This is a genomic window from Cohnella sp. CFH 77786, from assembly GCF_019400745.1.
In the GTDB taxonomy this organism is placed as follows: Bacteria; Bacillota; Bacilli; order Paenibacillales; family Paenibacillaceae; genus Cohnella.
The window spans coordinates 561,928-580,847 of the sequence record NZ_WJIB01000001.1; the positions used below are offsets into that span (position 1 = coordinate 561,928).

The 18,920-nt window shown below is 60.3% G+C and carries 18 protein-coding genes and 1 other annotated feature; of the genes, 4 read left to right on the forward strand and 14 right to left on the reverse strand.

Annotated elements, in window-relative coordinates:
- Positions 1–66: 66 nt before the first annotated feature.
- Both GE107_RS02640 and GE107_RS02645 read right to left on the reverse strand, forming a co-directional pair.
- Complete coding sequence (locus GE107_RS02640) at positions 67–588, reverse strand: deoxycytidylate deaminase (RefSeq protein ID WP_219637902.1); 522 nt, start codon at positions 586–588, stop codon at positions 67–69.
- Positions 589–664: 76 nt separating this feature from the next.
- Positions 665–1,249 carry a ComEA family DNA-binding protein gene (locus GE107_RS02645; protein ID WP_219637903.1) on the reverse strand — a complete coding sequence of 195 codons (585 nt, stop codon included), beginning with the start codon at positions 1,247–1,249 and terminating at the stop codon, positions 665–667.
- 104 nt (positions 1,250–1,353) lie between these two features.
- Here GE107_RS02645 and comER point away from each other — a divergent pair, with 104 nt between their 5' ends.
- Positions 1,354–2,205: a late competence protein ComER gene (comER, locus tag GE107_RS02650; RefSeq protein ID WP_483298230.1), complete on the forward strand. Its 852-nt coding sequence runs from the start codon at positions 1,354–1,356 to the stop codon at positions 2,203–2,205.
- 21 nt (positions 2,206–2,226) lie between these two features.
- Here comER and leuS read toward each other — a convergent pair whose 3' ends face one another.
- Positions 2,227–4,662 (reverse strand): leucine--tRNA ligase, encoded by a 2,436-nt coding sequence (leuS, locus tag GE107_RS02655; protein WP_219637905.1) that lies wholly within the window; start codon positions 4,660–4,662, stop codon positions 2,227–2,229.
- A 170-nt stretch (positions 4,663–4,832) separates the two neighbouring features.
- Positions 4,833–5,069 (reverse strand) — a binding site (T-box leader).
- A gap of 200 nt (positions 5,070–5,269) precedes the next feature.
- Here leuS and GE107_RS02660 point away from each other — a divergent pair.
- The 3 genes from GE107_RS02660 to GE107_RS02670 all read left to right on the forward strand — a co-directional run bounded on the left by GE107_RS02660 (position 5,270) and on the right by GE107_RS02670 (position 8,085).
- Positions 5,270–5,773: a hypothetical protein gene (locus GE107_RS02660; RefSeq protein ID WP_219637906.1), complete on the forward strand. Its 504-nt coding sequence runs from the start codon at positions 5,270–5,272 to the stop codon at positions 5,771–5,773.
- A gap of 255 nt (positions 5,774–6,028) precedes the next feature.
- The gene (locus GE107_RS02665; RefSeq protein ID WP_219637907.1) at positions 6,029–6,730 is read left to right on the forward strand and encodes a response regulator transcription factor; all 702 of its coding nucleotides are present in this window, start codon (positions 6,029–6,031) and stop codon (positions 6,728–6,730) included.
- Complete coding sequence (locus GE107_RS02670) at positions 6,727–8,085, forward strand: HAMP domain-containing sensor histidine kinase (RefSeq protein ID WP_219637908.1); 1,359 nt, start codon at positions 6,727–6,729, stop codon at positions 8,083–8,085. The genes GE107_RS02665 and GE107_RS02670 overlap by 4 nt, the downstream gene beginning before the upstream one ends.
- A gap of 3 nt (positions 8,086–8,088) precedes the next feature.
- Here the strand turns inward: GE107_RS02670 and GE107_RS02675 are convergent, their stop codons facing one another.
- The 11 genes from GE107_RS02675 to GE107_RS02725 form a co-directional block, all read right to left on the reverse strand.
- A complete protein-coding gene (locus tag GE107_RS02675; RefSeq protein WP_219637909.1) occupies positions 8,089–8,874 on the reverse strand; it encodes a class I SAM-dependent DNA methyltransferase in 786 nt (261 codons plus the stop codon).
- A gap of 54 nt (positions 8,875–8,928) precedes the next feature.
- Positions 8,929–9,912, reverse strand: coding sequence for a CvfB family protein (locus GE107_RS02680; protein WP_219637910.1), 984 nt, complete (start codon positions 9,910–9,912; stop codon positions 8,929–8,931).
- Entirely contained in the window at positions 9,909–10,253 is a 345-nt protein-coding gene (gene rsfS, locus GE107_RS02685) for a ribosome silencing factor (RefSeq protein ID WP_219637911.1), read from the reverse strand. Before rsfS ends, GE107_RS02680 begins: the two co-directional genes overlap by 4 nt.
- 3 nt (positions 10,254–10,256) lie before the next feature.
- The gene (yqeK, locus tag GE107_RS02690) at positions 10,257–10,850 is read right to left on the reverse strand and encodes a bis(5'-nucleosyl)-tetraphosphatase (symmetrical) YqeK (RefSeq protein ID WP_219637912.1); all 594 of its coding nucleotides are present in this window, start codon (positions 10,848–10,850) and stop codon (positions 10,257–10,259) included.
- Entirely contained in the window at positions 10,840–11,427 is a 588-nt protein-coding gene (gene nadD, locus GE107_RS02695) for a nicotinate (nicotinamide) nucleotide adenylyltransferase (protein ID WP_219637913.1), read from the reverse strand. The genes yqeK and nadD overlap by 11 nt, the downstream gene beginning before the upstream one ends.
- A gap of 28 nt (positions 11,428–11,455) precedes the next feature.
- Entirely contained in the window at positions 11,456–11,755 is a 300-nt protein-coding gene (yhbY, locus tag GE107_RS02700) for a ribosome assembly RNA-binding protein YhbY (RefSeq protein WP_219637914.1), read from the reverse strand.
- Between the two features lie 9 nt (positions 11,756–11,764).
- Positions 11,765–12,616 carry a shikimate dehydrogenase gene (gene aroE, locus GE107_RS02705; RefSeq protein WP_219637915.1) on the reverse strand — a complete coding sequence of 284 codons (852 nt, stop codon included), beginning with the start codon at positions 12,614–12,616 and terminating at the stop codon, positions 11,765–11,767.
- Positions 12,617–12,659: 43 nt separating this feature from the next.
- The gene (gene yqeH, locus GE107_RS02710; RefSeq protein ID WP_219637916.1) at positions 12,660–13,781 is read right to left on the reverse strand and encodes a ribosome biogenesis GTPase YqeH; all 1,122 of its coding nucleotides are present in this window, start codon (positions 13,779–13,781) and stop codon (positions 12,660–12,662) included.
- Entirely contained in the window at positions 13,778–14,308 is a 531-nt protein-coding gene (locus GE107_RS02715) for a YqeG family HAD IIIA-type phosphatase (protein WP_219637917.1), read from the reverse strand. The genes yqeH and GE107_RS02715 overlap by 4 nt, the downstream gene beginning before the upstream one ends.
- A 1,133-nt stretch (positions 14,309–15,441) precedes the next feature.
- Positions 15,442–17,682 carry a transglutaminase TgpA family protein gene (locus GE107_RS26960; RefSeq protein ID WP_219637918.1) on the reverse strand — a complete coding sequence of 747 codons (2,241 nt, stop codon included), beginning with the start codon at positions 17,680–17,682 and terminating at the stop codon, positions 15,442–15,444.
- Positions 17,679–18,920: a DUF58 domain-containing protein gene (locus tag GE107_RS02725; RefSeq protein WP_219637919.1), complete on the reverse strand. Its 1,242-nt coding sequence runs from the start codon at positions 18,918–18,920 to the stop codon at positions 17,679–17,681. Before GE107_RS02725 ends, GE107_RS26960 begins: the two co-directional genes overlap by 4 nt.

Genomic DNA, 18,920 nt, shown 5'->3' on the forward strand with positions numbered 1-18,920 from the left:
GCGGAGGAGGTGCTTCCTCGCTCGTTTGCTCGTGGAATGGTTTCGTTTCCTTGTCACGCCCGCCGATCAGATCGCATCCTGCACTTCGGTATCCGGCGGCGGTACGTAACCGTCGATTTGGCGGAACCGGATTCCCCTCTGGTCCATCAACGCGGAGACCTTGTCGTAATCCTTGGGATAGACGCGATGAAAGACGATTTCCGCGATTCCGCTGTTCGCGAGCATGTTGGCGCACGTCCAGCAAGGTTGGTCGGTCACGTACACAACGGAGCCTTCTCGGTCGATCCGGTCGGTAAACAGCAGAAGGTTCTGTTCCGCGTGGATCGTCCGGATGCAGCGCTGCTTCACTTTGATACCGCCGGAAGCCTCCGATCCTCCCGCCGGTTCGAACTCTTCCACGATCATGCAGCCCGCCTCCGAGCAATCGGGAACCCCCATCGGCGCGCCGTTGTAGGCGGTGCCGAGCAGCTTCTTTCCTTGGACGAGGACCGCTCCGACATGCCGCCGGGGACAGCGGGAACGGGTGGAGACCATGAACGCGATGTCCATGAAATAGGTGTCCCAGTCTTTACGCACAGATGCCGGCATGATTGGCCTCCCTCCGTTCGTGGATTTTCACTCTATTGTCGCAAATAAAGGATGATTGTAAAGCCGATTCGCCGCATCATGGCGGTGACTGCGCCACGGTCACCAGCGGGCGGATCCTTTCGAGCAGCTTCGTGCCGATGCCCTTCACCTGCAGCAGCTCGTCGACGGAACGAAAGCCGCTGCGGGCGTCGCGATAAGCTGCGATGGCTTTCGCTTTGGAGGGACCGATGCCCGGAAGTCCGTCCAATTCCGATTCCGTTGCCGCGTTCAAGTCAAGCAGCCCAGCCGCTGGTTTGGCTACGGGAGCCGAAACCGGCTCCCGTCCGGAAGATTCGGCGGCTGCGGCGGATGGGGCCGCGGTCGAACCTGCCGATGGAACCGGCTCTGCCGGCGTCGCCGCAGGCCCTCCAGCGGGCGCGGATGGCGCGGGAGCCGCAAGCCCGGGTGAGGAAGCGGCAGTCGGGGCCGTCGATTCCGCCTGGCCGCTTTCCGCAGCCAACGTCGCCTGTAAGGAGCCGTTCACCGGCTGCCAGCCCGGAATGCCCCGATCCTCGGGAGCCAGAAGCAGATACAGCAGCACAGCGGCTCCCGCGGAGGCAACCAACCATCCAAAGATCCCCGCGGACGTTTTCCTAGGCTGACCGGGGAAAAAATAGGCCATTTCTTTCGCCCCTTTCCGCGCACGCTTTTCGAAAAGCCGTCATGCGGCGCGGTTCATTCTCATATAGTGGGATGAAACGAACCAGGGAAAAGGAGGGACGATGGATGAAAGTCGGCTTCATCGGAACCGGCAGCATGGGAAGCTTGCTCGTCGGGGCTTTTATCGATGCCGGCGCCATGCTACCCGCGAACGTCGCGGTCTCTTCCCGTACTCCCTCCAAAGCAGAAGCCTTGACGCGCAGGTATCCCGGACTCCGGCTGGCTCCCTCGAACGCCGACGCGGCCCGCGATGCGGACCTCTTGTTCTTGTGCGTGAAACCGTCCGATTTCCGGGCGGTGCTGACGGAAATCGCGCCCGTGCTTCATACCGGCCAAATCGCGGTTTCCATTACGAGTCCCGTCAAGCTGGAACAACTGGAAAGGGCGCTGCCGTGCAAAGTCGCCAAAGTGATCCCGAGCATCGTCAACAAGGCGAAGGCCGGCGCTTCCCTGGCCATGTGGGGAACCCGTCTCGCTCCGGAGGATCGGAACCGATTGACGGAGCTGTTCTCGACCATTAGCCGGCCGGTCGAAATCCGGGAAGACGATGTCCGAGCCGCTTCCGATATTTCCAGCTGCGGCCCGGCTTTTTTCGCGTTTCTGCTCGGGGAATTCGCGGATGCGGCCGTCCGGCACGCGGGGATGGAACGCGGCAAGGCGGAAACCCTCGCAGCGGAAATGCTGCTCGGAACCGCGAGGCTGCTCGTCGAACAAGGCTTCTCGACGCAGGAGCTTCAAACCCGCGTTTCCGTCCCCGGAGGCATTACCGCCGCCGCGCTGGACGCTCTCCGCGCTTCCACGGCCGAGGCTTTTCCTTCCGTCTTCCGGGTCACGCACGAGAAGTTCGCCGAAGATTTGGCGAAAGTCGAGGCTTCCCTCCGCGAGTCCGGCGATACCGAGAAGGGCGGTTCTCCTTAGCGGGAGAGGCCGCCCTTCTTGTTAGTTCGCGACGATGTTGACGAGCTTGCCTTTGACCGCGATGACCTTCCGTACCGTTTTTCCTTCGATCAGCGCCTTCACCTTCTCGAGCGACAAAGCCGCCTCCTGCATGCCCGCTTCGTCCAAATCGGAAGGGACGCTTACGCGACCGGCGATTTTGCCGTTTACCTGAACCGCGATTTCCACTTCGGCGTCGACGGTCAACGCCGGATCGTACTCCGGCCACGGCACGTACGATACGGAACCTTGATTTCCAAGCCGCTCCCACAGTTCCTCGGCGATATGCGGAGCGATCGGAGAAAGCAGCTGCACGAAGTGCTCCATCGCTTGTTTCGGCAGCGTTTCGGTCTTGTAAGCGTCGTTGACGAAAATCATGAGCTGGCTGATCGCCGTATTGAAGCGAAGCCCCTCGTAGTCTTCGGTGATTTTCTTGATCGTCCGGTGCCAGGTCCGGCGGAACGTTTCCTCGCCCGGCACGTTCCGGATCTTGCCGCTCAGCTTGCCGCTGTCGTCCACGAACAGCCGCCAGACGCGGGAGAGGAAGCGGTACACGCCCTCCACGCCGTTCGTGTTCCACGGCTTCGTCGCTTCGAGCGGCCCCATGAACATCTCGTACATCCGCAGCGTGTCGGCCCCGAATTCGTTCACGATCTCGTCCGGATTGATGACGTTGCCGCGCGATTTGGACATTTTCTCGTTGTTCGTGCCCAAAATCATGCCCTGGTTGACCAGCTTATGGAACGGCTCTTTCGTCGATACGACGCCGAGGTCGTACAGCACCTTATGCCAGAAACGGGCGTACAGCAGATGCAGGACCGCGTGCTCCGCGCCGCCGATGTAGAGGTCGACGGGCAGCCACTCGCGCTGCTTCTCCGGCGAGCAAATTTCCTTGTCGTTGCGAGGATCGATGAACCTTAGGTAATACCAACAGCTGCCTGCCCATTGCGGCATCGTGTTCGTTTCCCGGCGCGCGCGGCGGCCGGTCTTCGGATCCGTGACGTACAGCCAGTCTTCGGCGTTGGCCAGCGGCGACTCGCCCGTGCCGGAAGGCTCGATCGCTTCGAGTTCCGGCAGCAGCAGCGGCAGCTCTTCTTCCGGCACCGTCTCCATCGTGCCGTCCTCGTAATGAAGGATCGGGATCGGCTCTCCCCAGTACCGCTGGCGGCTGAACAGCCAATCGCGGAGGCGGTAGGTGACTTTGCCTTGTCCCTTGCCGTTCTTCTCCAGCCAGTCGATCATCGCGCGGATCGCGTCCGGCGTCTGCAGCCCGTTCAGGAAATCCGAATTGACGTGCGCGCCGTCTCCGGCATACGCGGCCTCCTCGACGTTGCCGCCTTGCACGACTTCCACGATGGGCAGCCCGAATTTCTTCGCGAACTCCCAGTCCCGCTCGTCATGCCCCGGCACCGCCATGATGGCTCCCGTGCCGTAGCCGCCGAGCACGTAATCCGCGATCCAGATCGGCACCTTGGAGCCGCTGACCGGATTCACCGCGTAAGCCCCCGTGAACACGCCCGTTTTCTCCTTCGCCAAGTCGGTCCGTTCCAGATCGCTTTTGCGCGCCGCTTGATCGACATAGGCATCGACAGCCGCCTTCTGCCCGGGCGCCGCGATCCGGGCCACCAGCTCATGCTCCGGCGCCAGCACGCAATAAGTGGCGCCGAACAGCGTATCCGGTCTTGTCGTGAACACCGTGAGCGCCGCGTCATGGCCGTCGATCGCGAAGACGACTTCCGCTCCGGTCGACTTGCCGATCCAATTGCGCTGCATGTCCTTGATGCTTTCCGACCAGTCCAGCTCCTCGAGGTCTTCCAACAGGCGTTCCGCGTATTCGGTGATCTTGAGCATCCATTGCCTCATCGGCTTGCGGATGACCGGATGCCCGCCCCGCTCGCTCTTGCCGTCGATGACTTCCTCGTTGGCGAGTACGGTCCCGAGCGCCGGGCACCAGTTCACCGGCACCTCGGCCACGTAGGCCAAGCCTTTCTTGTACAGTTGGATGAAAATCCATTGGGTCCATTTGTAGTATTCGGGATCCGTCGTGCTGAACTCGCGCTCCCAATCGTACGAGAAGCCGAGCGACTTGATCTGGCGGCGGAAGTTGTCGACGTTCTCCGCCGTGATGTCGCGGGGATGGCGTCCCGTTTGAAGCGCGTACTGTTCGGCCGGCAAGCCGAATGCGTCCCACCCCATCGGATGGAGTACGTTAAAGCCCCTCATCCGCTTGTAGCGGCTTACGATGTCGGTAGCCGTGTAGCCTTCCGGATGGCCGACGTGAAGTCCCGCCCCCGAAGGATAAGGGAACATGTCGAGGGCGTAAAATTTCGGTTTGCCCGGATCTTCCGTCGTGCGGAACGTCTTGTTCTCGTCCCAGTACTTCTGCCATTTGGGCTCGATGATCTGCGGTCTGTAACCTTGTTGGTTTTCTTGGCTCATGGTTTGCCTATCTCCTTTGTTCGAATCCTCCGAGGAGAAGTAAAAACGCTGCGTCGTCCTCTTGCTGCGGAGAATGTCGTTTTTCTCGAAGATCATTCAGAAATGAATAGGAGCGTAACTTATCAATTCCGAATGATAAAAATAAAAAACTCCCGCCCCCAGCGATTATCGCTAGGGACGGGAGGATCTCTTCCCGTGGTACCACCCTAGTTGGCGTCTCCCTGCTTGGGAATCCGCCCACTTGATCCCCGTAACGAGGGGGGACGCCGCAATTGTCGGGCCAACCTGCCATGCCCGGTTCATGCGAAGGCTCCAAGGCGAGTTCGCCGCAGCCATCCGCCGGTTTCCACCCTTCCCGGCTCTCTGTTGGACGCTTGCCGACTACTATTCCTCTTCAACGCCAAGATATGCCCTGATTATAGCCATCCGACGCAAAAGATGTCAAGGGCGCCCCCTCCGTGCTTCCCTTATTTTTCCCGTCCGATTCATATCGATTTCTCACATTTGTCTCAAACCCCTCTCAAAAAAGCGGGCTATGATGAACTCGTAGCCCAAATTCCGAAAGGGGAAATGAACGATGAAAATGTCCAAGAAGTTGATTGCAGGCTTGACCGCGGTGCTGCTCGTTACCGGCGCCGGAAGCGCATTTGCCGCCACCGCCCCGGCAGCGAAAACGACGGCCCAGGCGAAGTCGGAAAGCACCAAGACGACGGTCGCGGCGAAGTCCGAAGGAACCAAGACGACGGCCGGCAAATCGGCGGTCAAGCATGCGCAGCACAAAAAGAAAACGAAAAAAGCGAAGGTCAACCGCAAAACGGCGAAGGAAGCAGCCAAAAAAGCAGCGGTAACTGCCGCCAAGACGGCGAAAAAAACCGCAACCGCAAACAAGAAAGCGGTAAAGACAGCGCATAAAACGACCAAGAAAGCTGCAAAAACAGCACATAAAACGGCCAAAAAAGCGGCAAAAACAGCGCATAAAACGGCCAAAAAAACAGCAAAGAAAAGCGTCAAAGCCGTGAAAAAATCCGCGAAGAAACCGGCGTCCAAAACGACAACGACAGCCAAGCAATCCGCTAATCAAACGGAAACGAAGCCTGCGGCTAAACATTAATTGCAATTAAACACGACATTCTCTTGGTACAAAGCATGTCGTGTTTGGCGAAGATCATTCAGAAATGAATGGGCGGCGTGAAACTTATATTCTGAATGATTGAAAGAAGCGAGAAGCCGGTCTTCTCGCTTCTTTCCCGTCTATTACGCTGGTGAATGCACCCACCGCCTTAAGTCCTCCCCGAAGAGGGAGAGGATTTCTTTCGGATTATGTTAAACTTAAGCCATCCTGTACAAATGCCGGAGGCGATTCTTGATGTCCCATGTCGTGGTTGTCGATGACGATCCGCCGATTCTGGAGCTGATTGCGGAATATTTGCGCAAGGAAGGTTTCCGGGTTTCGGTTTTCGAAGAGGGTACGGGGCTGGTCGATTTCGTTCGCACCGTTAGGCCGGACGCGCTCGTCCTGGATATCATGATGCCTGGCATCAACGGGCTTGCGCTTCTGACGGAGCTGAGGACGTTTACCGAAATTCCGATCGTGATGATCTCCGCCAAGGGAGACGAAACGGACCGGATTATCGGACTCGAACTCGGCTGCAACGATTTCCTGTCCAAGCCCTTTAATCCCCGCGAGCTCGTCGTAAGGGTCAAGTCGTTGCTTCGGCTGGTCGCTTCGCACTCGCAATCCGCTCCCCCCGGCGATCGGGGCCAAGCCTTGCAAGTCGGCAATGTCACGCTCTTCCGGGACTACCGCCGCGTGGAAGTGGACGGAAACGAATTGCCTCTTACCTCCCGCGAGTATGAGCTTTTCACGTACTTCCTCGCCCGCCAGGACCGGCCCTTCAGCCGGGAACAGCTGATTCGGAACGTGTGGCAGTACGATTTTCTCGGCGACGAGCGGGTGGTCGACGATTTGGTCAAGCGCCTGCGCCGCAAGCTGGCGGAAGCGAAAGCGGAGGTTTCGATCGAAACCGTCTGGGGCTTCGGATACAAAGCGACGGTCAAGGGCCCATGAGAACGATCCGCGGACGTTTGTTCCTGTCGCTGTTTCTCGTCATGGTTTTTTCCATTGCGGTGACGATCGTGCTGTTTTCCCGCTATACGACCGAGCTGTTTCGCGACCAAGCCCGAACCCAGCTGGAGATCCAACTTGAAAAAGCGCTGGAAGTGCTGAACGGCGGCCAGATTTCCGACCTGGACGACGCCGCCCTCGAGCTGCGTTTCAAAAATCACCTCTTTAACGCGGACTATGCCGTCCTCAATTCGGCGAACAAGGTTGTCGCCTCCAGCGATACGTCCTGGATCGGAACGGTCGTTTCGGCGGGACCGAGCGGCACGACGGGCAAATTGAGGGAACGCGAAAGCGAATGGCTGTATACGGTCGACGATATCGATCCGGGAAAGATGCGGCTCATGTTGTTCACGCCGATCGAAGATTTGACGGGATTTAACCGCCAATGGATCGGCGTTTCCGCCGCGGCGCTCGGCGCAAGCACGCTGTTCATTTTCATGGTCGGTTTTCTCTTCGTCTGGAATACGACACGGCCCCTCAAGCGCCTTCAGAAAGCCGTCGGCGAGTTCCAGCCGTATCAACAGGCGACGGCAATCCCCGAAGGCGAAACGGAGTCGGAAATCGGCCAGTTGATCAACACTTTCCGGTCGATGGCGGAACGTATCCGGCACCATCACGAACATCAGCAGGCTTTTCTGCACACCGTGTCCCACGAGCTCAAAACGCCGCTGATGTCCATTCAAGGCTACGCCTTGGCGATCCAGGACCAGGTCGTTCCGGTCCATCAAGCGGTCGGCGTCATCCGCACCGAATCGGCCCGGGTCGTTCAGATGGTCGAGAAACTGCTCGAATGGAGCCGGCTGGAAAGCACCAACGAAGCATGGCCGACCCAGAACGTCGATTTACGGGAAATGGCGGAACATGCGGCGGAAATCATCGCTCCGTTCGCCGGGGAAAGACAGGTTGACGTAAAGGTGGCGGGCCCGGAATCGGCGGAAGCGGAAGCGCCGGCCGACCAAGTGTTCCAGGTGCTGCTGAATTTGGTGCATAATGCAGTCCGCCACAGCAAGGGCAACGTTCGGATCACGGTGGAAGAAACCGGCGGGGGATGGGCGTACCGGGTGGAGGATGACGGGGACGGCGTTCCGGAAGCGATGCGGGAACGCATCTTTTCCCGTTTCTTCAAAGGACCCGGAGGAGGGACGGGACTCGGCTTGGCCATCTGCCGCCGGATAGGCGAACGGATCGGGGCGACGATCGCCTGCGGGGATTCGCCAATGGGCGGAGCTTCGTTCGAATTCCGTTTCCCTTCGGCGAAAAGAAAAACAGCCTCCGTCCGGCATGGGGACGCAGGCTAGTTCTCATGACGGCTTTCTTGCCGCGTAAAACAGTCTCTCGGATTCCTCGTCCGGCGCTTCCCACGCGAAATCGGCAGCCCGGTGCAGCAGCTCGAACCCTACTTCGGCAAGCCGGTCCGCCAGCCAATCCGGATCGTACGCGCGCTGGGCATGGGATTCGGTGAACCGGCGGTACAGGCCGGACGCGGACCCGACCGATTCGTCGAGGACGAAAAAAGTCAGGTCATGGCGGATAATCCCCTCGCCGGAGTCGTATTCGGACGTCCACAAATAGGCGACATCCCGCTCGTCGTAAACGAAAGGCTGTTCCTCGGCATACCGCTCCAGCGTGCGCGGCGCGTGGACGTCGAAGACGAACAGCCCGCCCGGAGCGAGACCCTCGTACGTCCGGCGGAACGTCCTGACGACGTCCTCCGCCTCCGTCAAATAATTCAGGCAATCGCAGAAGCTGATGACGGCGTCGACCGGCTTCGGCAAATCCCAATCGCGCATGTCCTGCTGCAGCCAGCGGATCGATCCGCTGCCGCCGCGCGTGCCGCCCGCTGGCGGCTCGTCCCATTTGCTGCGCGCGATGGCCAGCATCTCGGCCGACAGGTCGATGCCGAACACTTCAAAGCCCGACTTCGCGAGCGGGATGGAAATGTTGCCGGTGCCGCAGCCGAGGTCGACGACCGACTTCGGAATGCCGTACCGCTCGAAGCAGCGTCTGGCGAAGCTCAGCCACTCCGCGTAAGGCATTTCTTCCATCAACCGGTCGTATACGGCCGCGAACTCCCGGTAGGAACGCATTGAACTGTCCTCCTGTCATGGTTGCTCGATCTAGGCTGTTCCCCGGATCCCGCCTCAGACTTCCGGAGATCCCCTCTCCTCGGCTGTCCGGCCCGCTTCCCGATCCGGCATCGCCGAAGCGTTGCCGTCAGAACCGGCAGATGCGGGATCGCCGGTCAAATACGTCCAGCTCGCCTTTTGGGTCACGAGTCCTTCTTTCATGAGCTTGCCGACCGCGCGTTTGAACGCCGACTTGCTGAGGCCGAAGCGCTTCTGGATGATGTCGGCCGGCGTCTCGTCGGAATAGGGCATGCCCCCGCCGGGCCGCTCCTTCAAGAAATTCAGGATCCGATCGGCGTCTTCCAGCCGGCCTTTCTCCTTCTGATGCCGCATGCTTAGCGTCACCCGGCCGTCATCCCGGACTTGGGCGATTCTCGCCTGGAATTTCTGCCCGATCCTCAAAGGGACGGTCATGACCGACTCGTGAACGTAACCAAGCGCGCCATAGCCGACCATACCGCCTTCCACCAGAGCGAACGCCCCGTCGCGGAATACGTCCGTCACCCAAGCTTCTTTCCACTCGTTTCGCCAGGTCTGCGGGGCTCGGATGACGAGACCGGCGAAATCATCGATTTTGGCAAGCCGGGCAAGCATGCGCCCTTCTTTGTCGTGCTTCATGACGACGTGCAGCTCGTCGCCCTTCTCCGGCCAGACGTTCCTGCGCGCTTCCGGAAGTTCCTTCGCCGGAAGCAGCAGCTGGCGTCCGATGCCCATTTCAAGGAAATACCCGAACCGCGGATGAAAATCGGCCACCGTCAAGCGGGCCAACTGCCCAAGTTGAATGTGCGGCTTGCGCTGCGTGGCGGTCAAGCGGCCCTTATCGTCGTGAAACAAAAAGAACTCCGCTTCGTCACCCGGCTGGGGACGGCGGACGACGGCCTCGCCGTACGGAAGCAGAATGTCGGCGCCGCCTTCTTCCCCCTCCCCGACGAACCAACCGTAAGGAGGCGTTTCCCGGCGCACCCGGAGTTGCACGGTCGTCCCGGCTTGCAGCGTCATACGATTTCCACGGCCTTCGCGTCGGACCACAGACGCTCCAGATGATAGTACTCCCGTTCGTCCTTATGGAACACGTGAGCGACGATATCGCCCATGTCGATCAAGACCCAACGGGCCGTGTCCAGACCTTCCGTCCGCACGCGGAACCCGCTCTCCTCCGCGCGTTTGCGGATTTCCGCCGCGATCGCCAGCACCTGCGTGTCGGAATTGCCGTGGCAAATGACGAAATAGTCCGCCACCAGCGAAATCCCTTGCAAATCGAGCGCCACGAGGTCGTGGGCCTTTTTGTCCTCCGCTCCGTCCACGACCGTTCTCAGCAATTGCTCCGCTTTGCCTGCCATGCCTCAACCTCCTTGAAGTTCGGATTGACCGCGTTTTTTCAATTCATCGATCAGACCGTTTCGAGCGATAACCGTCAAAGGAAAAATCCGTTTGCCTTTCTCCACGAGCAAGGAAATGGTGGAATCGAACCCTGCGACGAGCCCTTCTTCCAAACTATGCTCCGCCAGTCTTCGGATCTTATTCACGCCGGGAAAATCGCGGCCCGGCTCGATGTAGTCGGCCAGACAGACGATTTTGTCCGTCAGCGTCATCCGTTCCCGTCCGGACGTGTGATAGCGGATCGCGTCCAGCACCTCTTCGTCATCGATCCCGTGTTCTTCGCGGACCGCCCAGGCGCCGACATGCGCGTGCCACAGCTCCTTGTCGAAATCCAGCAGCTCCGGCGGCAGCCCGCGTTCCCGGATGACCATCGCCTGCCGGTCGATCGGCCAGGCTTTGGCGTAATCATGGAGAAGCGCGGCCAGCTCGGCTTTGGCCGCGTCGCCGCCGAACCGCTCCGCGAGCTTCACGGACGTTTCCACCACGCCCAGCGTATGCTTCCACCTTTTATCCGGCATTTGCCTGCGAGTCGCTTCCCTGAGCGTCTCAAGATTCATAGAGACCATGCCTCCGTATCCATTCGTGCACCGGCTCCGGCGTCATGAACCGGATCGACCGGCCTTCCTTGCGGCGGCGGCGGATGTCCGTGGACGAAATCCCGATCGGCGGCATCGACGCCCGCAGCAGCTTGCGCCGGACATAGGACGGGAGATCGACCTCATCGCACGGTTCTCCCGGTCTCTCGAGGCCGATGAAGGTCACCTTCTCAGCCAGTTCCTCGGCTTGCCGCCAATTCGGCAAGTCTTTCACCATGTCCGAACCGACGATCCAGTAGAACGCGCGGTCCTGGTACCGCTCGTGCAACGCGTTCACCGTATCGATCGTGTACGATACTCCCTGACGGGACAGTTCGATCTCCTCGACCCGGAAGCCCGGGCAATCCGCCAATGCCGTCTCCAGCATGCGCCGCCGGTTCTCGGAATCCGCGCCAGGATGGGACTTATGGGGAGGAACGAAGGTCGGGATGAACCATACCTCCTCCAGCTTCGCGGCTTCTCGCGCCGATTCGGCCGCGAGCAGATGCCCGTAGTGGATCGGATCGAACGTCCCCCCGAACAAACCGGTCCTCCTCATGCGATCACGCCTTCCTTGGCCAAACTCGTTACTTGGGAAGCTCGATTGTACGATTCTTCTCCTCATGGGCCTGTTTGTACAGCACGATCGTTTTGCCGATGACCTGGACCAGCTCGGAGCCGGACCGTTCCGCCAGCTCCGGCGCGATCTCGCGGGCTTCCTCCAGGGAGTTGTTGAGTACCGACACCTTGATCAGCTCGCGCGTCTCGATCGCTTCTTCGATGTGTCGGATCAAATGGTCGTTCACGCCGCCCTTGCCCACCTGGAAAATCGGGTCGAGGTGATGGGCGAGCGAACGCAAATAACGTTTTTGTTTTCCGGTGAGCATTCGAGGTTCCTACTTTCCTGTGAATGAGGCCAACACTTCTTCCCGCATGGCCGCCGCGGGGGCCGGTTGCCCGGTCCAATATTCGAAGGCGTAGGCGCCTTGATAGACGAACATCCCGAGTCCGCCGTGGATCCGGCAGCCGCGTTCTTGCGCCTGCTGCAGGAAGGCCGTCGTGAGCGGATTGTAGATAAGATCGCTCGCCACCGCTCCGGGCTTGAGCCAAGCCGGGTCGACCGGCGTCTCGGATACGTTCGGCGCCATGCCGACCGACGTCGTGTTTACGACGACGTCTGCCTCAAGGCACGCTTCGCGGAGCTCCTCCCAGCGGATCGCCTTCGCGATCGACCCGGAGCCTTCGCCGAGATGGTCCGCGAGCGCCTTCGCCTTATCCCATGTTCGGTTCGCGACGAGGAGCGAGGCCGGACGTTCCCGGTTTAATGCCCACAGGATGCCCCGGGCCGCTCCCCCCGCGCCCAGCACGACGATTTTTTTGCCCGCCAGCTCCGGCTCCGCTTCTTCCTTCAAGGATCGGACATAGCCGATCCCGTCCGTATTGTAGCCGACCAGCCTGCCGTTCTCGTTCACGATCGTGTTAACGGCGCCGATGGCCATGGCTCCTTCGTCGATTGCGTCCAAATAGGCCATCACGTCCACCTTGTGGGGAATGGTGACGTTCAGTCCCCGGAAGCCCAGCGCCCGCATGCCCGCGACGGCTTCTCCCAGCCGCTCCGGCTTCACGCGGAATGCCGCATACGTACCGTTCACCCCGGTTTCCCGAAACGCGCGGTTCTGCATGAGCGGGGATTTCGAATGGCCGATCGGGTCCCCGATGACTCCGTACATGACGGTATTGCTGTCCATGCCGGTGCATTGCTCCTCTCTGTCCTGCGACTCGCGCCGCGCTTCAAATCATGGAGTCCCGCAGCATCACCTTGATGCCTCTCGGGGCGAACACGTCCACTATGGCGCCGGAGGAGCCGTTCGCTTTGATCCAGCCCAGTCCCGAAATGAAAATATCCTGTTTCAAGCCTCTCGGAATCCGCAGCCGGTGCCGGGTCCACGGAGGCAGGGATGCCAGGTCTTCCAGGGCCGGCGGCGCGAGCATGACGCCTTTATGCTCGGCGTACAATTCGTCCGCCCGTTCGAGTTTCGTCCGATGGACGGGGATTCCGGATGACGCATAAACCGTAAAAGACTGGTGCTCCCCTTCCACGAAATCGAACCGCGCCAAAGCGCCGAAAAACAGCGTCTGCTTCTCGTTAAGCTGGAACGTGAGCGGCTTCAGCGGTTTGTCCGGCAGCACGGCGGCCAGATCGCCGCGCGGAATGATTTCGGTCAGCCGGGATTCGTAGACGATGCCCGGCGTATCGACGATATGCTTGCCATCGTCGAGCGGGATGCGGACCGCGTCGAGCGTCGTGCCCGGATAGCGGGACACGGTCAATTCCCGGCGCAAATCGCTGTAATCCGCGATCAGCCGGTTGATGAGCGTGCTCTTGCCGACGTTGGTTGCTCCGACGACATAGACGTCGCGGGTTCCCCGCAGGCGGGCCACCGATTCGACCACGCGGTCGAAACCGGTGCCTCTTCTCGCGCTGCACAGCACGATGTCGGCCACCTTGAGTCCGTTCTCTTTGGCCTGCTTCTGCACCCAGTTCCGCAGCCGGTTCCAATTGGTCACGCGAGGAAGCAGGTCGATCTTGTTCACGACGAGCAGCACTTCGTTATGGCCGACGAAGCGCTGCAGCCCCGAAATCAGGCTGCCTTCGAAATCGAACAGGTCGACGATATGGACGACGAGGCTGTCGGTCTGCCCAATGCTTCCGAGCAGCTTAAGGAACTCGTCCTGGTCCACCGTGACCGTCGACGCTTCATTGTAGTTCTTGATCCGGAAGCAGCGCTGGCAGATCGCCGGATCCCGTACCGCCGACGATTCCGGTATGTATCCGGGCTTGTCCCTGCTGACGGTTTGGAGCGGGATCCCGCAGCCGGAGCAGCGGGACAGCTCGGAAGCGGACGGGGTCATTTGCGCTCTCCCCCTTGGACCGGCCATTTGCCCTCGCGGCGGAGAACGGCCAGCGCGATTTTCTCGATCATCCGGTTGAAGCGGGTGAAAATGCCTTCCTCTCCCCGCGCGATCGGAGTGACGAGGATCGTATGCAGGCCCATTCTTTTGCCGCCGAGCATGTCCGTCATCAACTGGTCCCCGACCACGACCGCGTCGTCCGCCTCGAGCTCCAGCTTCTGCAACGCTTTCCGGAAGGCCCTGCCTGCCGGTTTGCGCGCCATGGGAATGTAAGGAATCCCGAGAGGGTCCGCGAACCGGGATACCCTCGTCAGGTTATTGTTGGATAAAATGACGACTTTGAAGCCGGCATCCTTGACTTTGTCAAGCCATGCCGCCAGCTCCGGCGTCGCGAGCGCGGTCTTGGCGCTCACCAGCGTATTGTCCAAATCGGTGATGATTCCCCGGACTTTCCGGGCTTTCAATTCGTTCAAATCGATATCGAAAACGGTGTTCACGATTTGATCGGGCAGCAATCGCTCGAACATCCACCAATCTCCTGTCGTTGCCATGAATTCCGCAAAGGATGAACAAAATATACCATACCCCATCGGGCAAGTAAAACGGCTGCGCCGTCCTTTTCGGGCGGATGGGCGTGTTATCGAAGATCAATCCGAGATGAATAACCAATATTAATAAATTGCGTTTGATCAAGTATAACCGCTTCGCTATCCTTTTCGGGCGGCGGATGGGCGTGTTATCGGCGTGATTCAGAAAAGTATGGCCTGTTTTCGGCTGTTTGAATCGTATTGCAAAAACGTCGGCTGATTCCATTCGTACATAACGCTCATGCCAACGCAGCTATCCGATCAAACTGTGATCACGATGACTCTCGTATTAAATTCATATAGAATCAACGCCCGCCCGTTTAATATCATTCTGCTTGAGGGCGTAGCCCAAGCGAAGGCGCGGGAGCGAGACTTGTCCTTTACACTGGATAGCGTTCGTTCCACATTTCCCCAAACACAACCTTCGTATCAGGATCTACTACCCCCTCGAACCTCTGTACTCGCACGTTAAGCTCCTCCCGCAAGCTTATCTCATCCCCGGCACTCCCACGCCCCACGTTAAGCTCCTCCCACAAGCTTATCTCACCCTCCACACCTCCGTACTCGCACGTTTAGCTCCTCCCGCGAGCTTATCTCATCCCCGGCACTCCCACGCCCACGTTAAGCTCCTCCCGCAAGCTTATCTCATCCCCGGCACTTCCACGCCCCCACGTTAAGCTCCTTCCGCAAGCTTATCTCATCCCAGGCACTTCCACGCCCCCACGTTAAGCTCCTTCCGCAAGCTTATCTCATCCCCGGCACTCCCACGCCCCACGTTAAGCTCCTCCCGCAAGCTTATCTCATCCTCCACACCTCCGTACTCGCACTAAGCTCCTCCCGCAAGCTTATCTCATCCCCGGCACTCCCACGCCCCACGTTAAGCTCCTCCCGCAAGCTTATCTCATCCCGGGCACTCCCACGCCCCACGTTAAGCTCCTCCCGCAAACAATCACGACCATGACCTTATTCCCCGAAAACTTATAAGCTCTTTCATTTCAACAGAAAAAACGGGAAAGCCCCGAAGGGCTTTCCCGTTCGCCGCAGGCGCCGCGGATCACCACGTCCGCCGCGGATCACAGCGCTTTGCGCAGTTTGGCAACCGCAGCCGCGAATTCGCGCGCATCCGTCTCGCCGCCATCGTCCTTGCCGTAGCGTGCGCGCTCGAAGCGAACGAGGATGCCGTCGAAATCCGTCCGCAGCGAAGAGAATTTATCCCCCCAGCGCCGGAAGGATTCGCGCATCGTCTCGTGCGCTTCCCGCTTGAGGCCTCGCCGTTTCAGGAACTTCAGCAGCCGTTCCATGTCGCGGATGATGCGCTGGTCGGGAGACGCCCCGGCGTAGCGGATCCGGTTCCACAGGAGATGTCCCTTGCGTTTTCTCGCGAGGAAGAACGCGGCCGCGGCGGCAAGCACGACGCCCGCGCCGGCGGCGGGAAGCCCCCAGCCGATCGATTCCGGTTCGTCCGCGGCGGCTTCGGGCGCTTTGGAGGCTGCCGGATCGGTCTCGAGTTCAAGCGGAGCATCGGCCGGTACCGGCAGCGGCACGGAGAAGCCCGCCGTCGGCTCGAAAGGAATCCAACCGTAGCCCTCGAAGTACACCTCCGCCCAAGAGTGGGCGTCCGCGTTGCGGACCGTGTAGGTGCCCGGTCCGTCCGGGTCATCCGGAACGCCGCCGAATCGCAGGCTTTCGGTCTTGGCCGGGTCGACGCCGGACGCATAGCCTTTGACCCATCGCGCCGGAATGCCGAGCGAGCGTGCCATGACGACGAAAGCGGTGGAATAATAGTCGCAATAGCCTTCCCGGATTTCGAACAGGAAAGCGTCCGTTACGTCGGCGCTCTTGCGCTTGCTCAAATCCGGCTTATTGTTGTACGGATACGTTTTTTTCAAATAGCCTTCGAGAAGCTCGGCTTTGTCGAACGGATTCGTCCCGGCGGCGGTGACCTTGGCGGCCAATTCCTTGACGCGGGAAGGCAAGCTGTCCGGAAGCTGCAGGTACGGAGAGAGGTCGATCGATGCGGCTCCCTGCGCCGGGACGGCGACGCCGCGGAGCGCACGGCGGTCCAGCATCGTGACCTCGGATTCGACCGTATATGTCTGGACGCGCGCCGGCCTGCGGAACTTCAGCTCCCATTCCTCGGGGTTCAAGATAAGGCTGCCGTTGGCGTCGCTTTCGAGGTCTCCTACGCGGGTCGCCGGTCCGGCCGCGAACAGGACAGGCAGCCGATCCTTGCGCAAAATCGTGACCGTTTGCGTGATCTTCTCGGTTTTCGCGTTCTCCGAGCGCCCAGGGATGAAGAAATTCGTCGCTCCCCCATTTCCGAGGGGAAAGGAGACCGGTTGCCGGAGGTCCCCCCAGCCCTTGCCGGTATAGACGGCTTTCGTCTCTCCGCGCCAGTAGCTTCTCCGGTTCGTCTGCACGGTCATGACGGGCGAATAATCGAAGTCGAAGCCCCCGCCGATGTTGCGGTCGTCCCTTCCGTAGCCGGAAGACGCGGAGCCGCTCTTCACCGACGATCCGGAGCTGCTGCCCAGAACGCCGCCTTCGCCGGCCAGCGAAGGAACCTCGCGTCCTTGGGCTTCGGACCAGATCGTATAAGGATCTTCCAGGAGCGCGGGCGCCCTTGGCATGAAGACGCCGGAAAGCAGAAGCAGGGAAATGACGGCCACCGCCGGCAGCGCGAGATCGATCGGCCTTTCCGCGAGCGCCTCCCAGCTGTCGGGATGGCGCGCCCGGAGCTCCCTCAGGTGAAGGATGACCAACCAGCCGAGCCCCGCCGAGACGATCCAGGCGATGTTATGCCACAGCTCTAGCGGGAAGAAGGAATCGACCGTCGCCATGACCCCGATGGAAGTCATCAGGACGGTCAGCATGAGACTGCGGTTCCGTCCGATCCGTGAGAGGAAATGGACGGTCAGCACGGCCCCGACCGCGAGCTCGAAGAATGGATGGAGCGAAGCGATATGGGATTCGTAAAACAGGTTCCATTGCGCCGCTTGCTTCCAGTTGTCCGGCCAGCCAATCCATTGGTAGAAGGGAGAATATGCGGCCGCAAGCACGATCGCCGCCGCCGTTTCCAAAGCCAGCCGGACGCCGTACCAGCGGGTAAAGGCGAGCTCGCAAACCGCGGTCACGGCCAGAACGCCGTACAGAACCGAATACGTTTCCTCCCACCAATAATCTCGGAAACATTGGAAGAGCTGCAGCAAAATGACGATGACGAACAAACGGTGGACCCGGTCCAGGACCAGCTGCCCCCAGAATCCGGAGCCCCACCTCACGCCGGGCCGGACGCCTGAGCTCCCTCTGTTCACGCAGACACCACCCCTAGCGCCGCGGGCAATTCTTCCAATCGGGACACCGAATTGCAATCCCATTGCTTGGCTTTGCTCAGCTGCTGCCAACCGCGGAGCTTGCGTTTCTGCTCGTCGCTCGGCGCCGCTTCGGCGATGTGCAGCAGCGAAGGGATCATCCGCTTGGCTTCGAGCGCGGTGAACGCCATGGACAGCTGCTCGTCGGCGATCGGGCTGATCACGACGACCTGCACGCCGGGCTCGAATCTCTCCGCCGCTTGGGCGATCCATCCGGCGAGCGGCATGGTGCCGTCCGCTTCCACGTCCACCAGGTGCCGGAGCACCTCATCGCGGGAAACCGGAGCCCGTTCCGCGCCGAACCAGCCCGGCTTGAGCCCGGCCGATACGAACCCGAGCGGCATTCCTCTCTGTACGACCAGCTCCAGCAAGGAGGCCGCGACCGACACCGCCAGCTCGAACTGATCGGCGGACCGGTAGGATCCGACGCTCCGGTCGAGCAGGAAAACGATGCGCGGCAACGCTTCCCGCTCGAACTCCTTCGATTTCCAATGGCCGGTTTTGGCCGTCGCGTTCCAATGGATCCTCGAAAGCCGGTCTCCGTGGATGTATTCCCGAACCCCGTCGATCTGCGTCGTTTCCTTCGCCCACTTCGAAGTGAACGTATGCTGGAATACCCCTCTCTGCGAACGCCTCAGCATTTGCCAATCCTTGAGCGCGATCATGCGGGGATACACTTGCAGGTCCAGCGGTTCGGTGAACTTGCCCTGGTGCTCGAAGAGCCCGAAAATATCACGCGTGGAGCACTCGGTCGTCTGAAACCGGTATCGCCCGCGCCGCAGCGGTGCCGTTTCGTAGAACACTTCTCCCCGGCGCCGGTAGTCGGGCACGAAGGAAAGCTCGTAAGTTTGCGACTCGTCCGATACCGGCCGAACGAGACGGTCCCGAACGATCACGTAAGGCACCGGCCAGAAACCGGGAATTTGCATGCGCAGCTTGACTTGCACCCGCATGCCGGCCGTGAGGTAAGCCGTATCCCCGGCGTTCGAGACGATCGTTCTCGTTCCCTGGACGCCGCCGATGCCGCTCCAGCGCCCGAGCAGCAAGTACAGAATCAAGGCGTTCAGCATGACGAAAAGCATAAGCGACGTTTTGCCGCCCTGGAACAGCACGTAGAAGGCGGAACACCCATACAGCGCCGCTCCGGGAAGCCATACGCGCGATAGAGGTAAGCCTCTCAT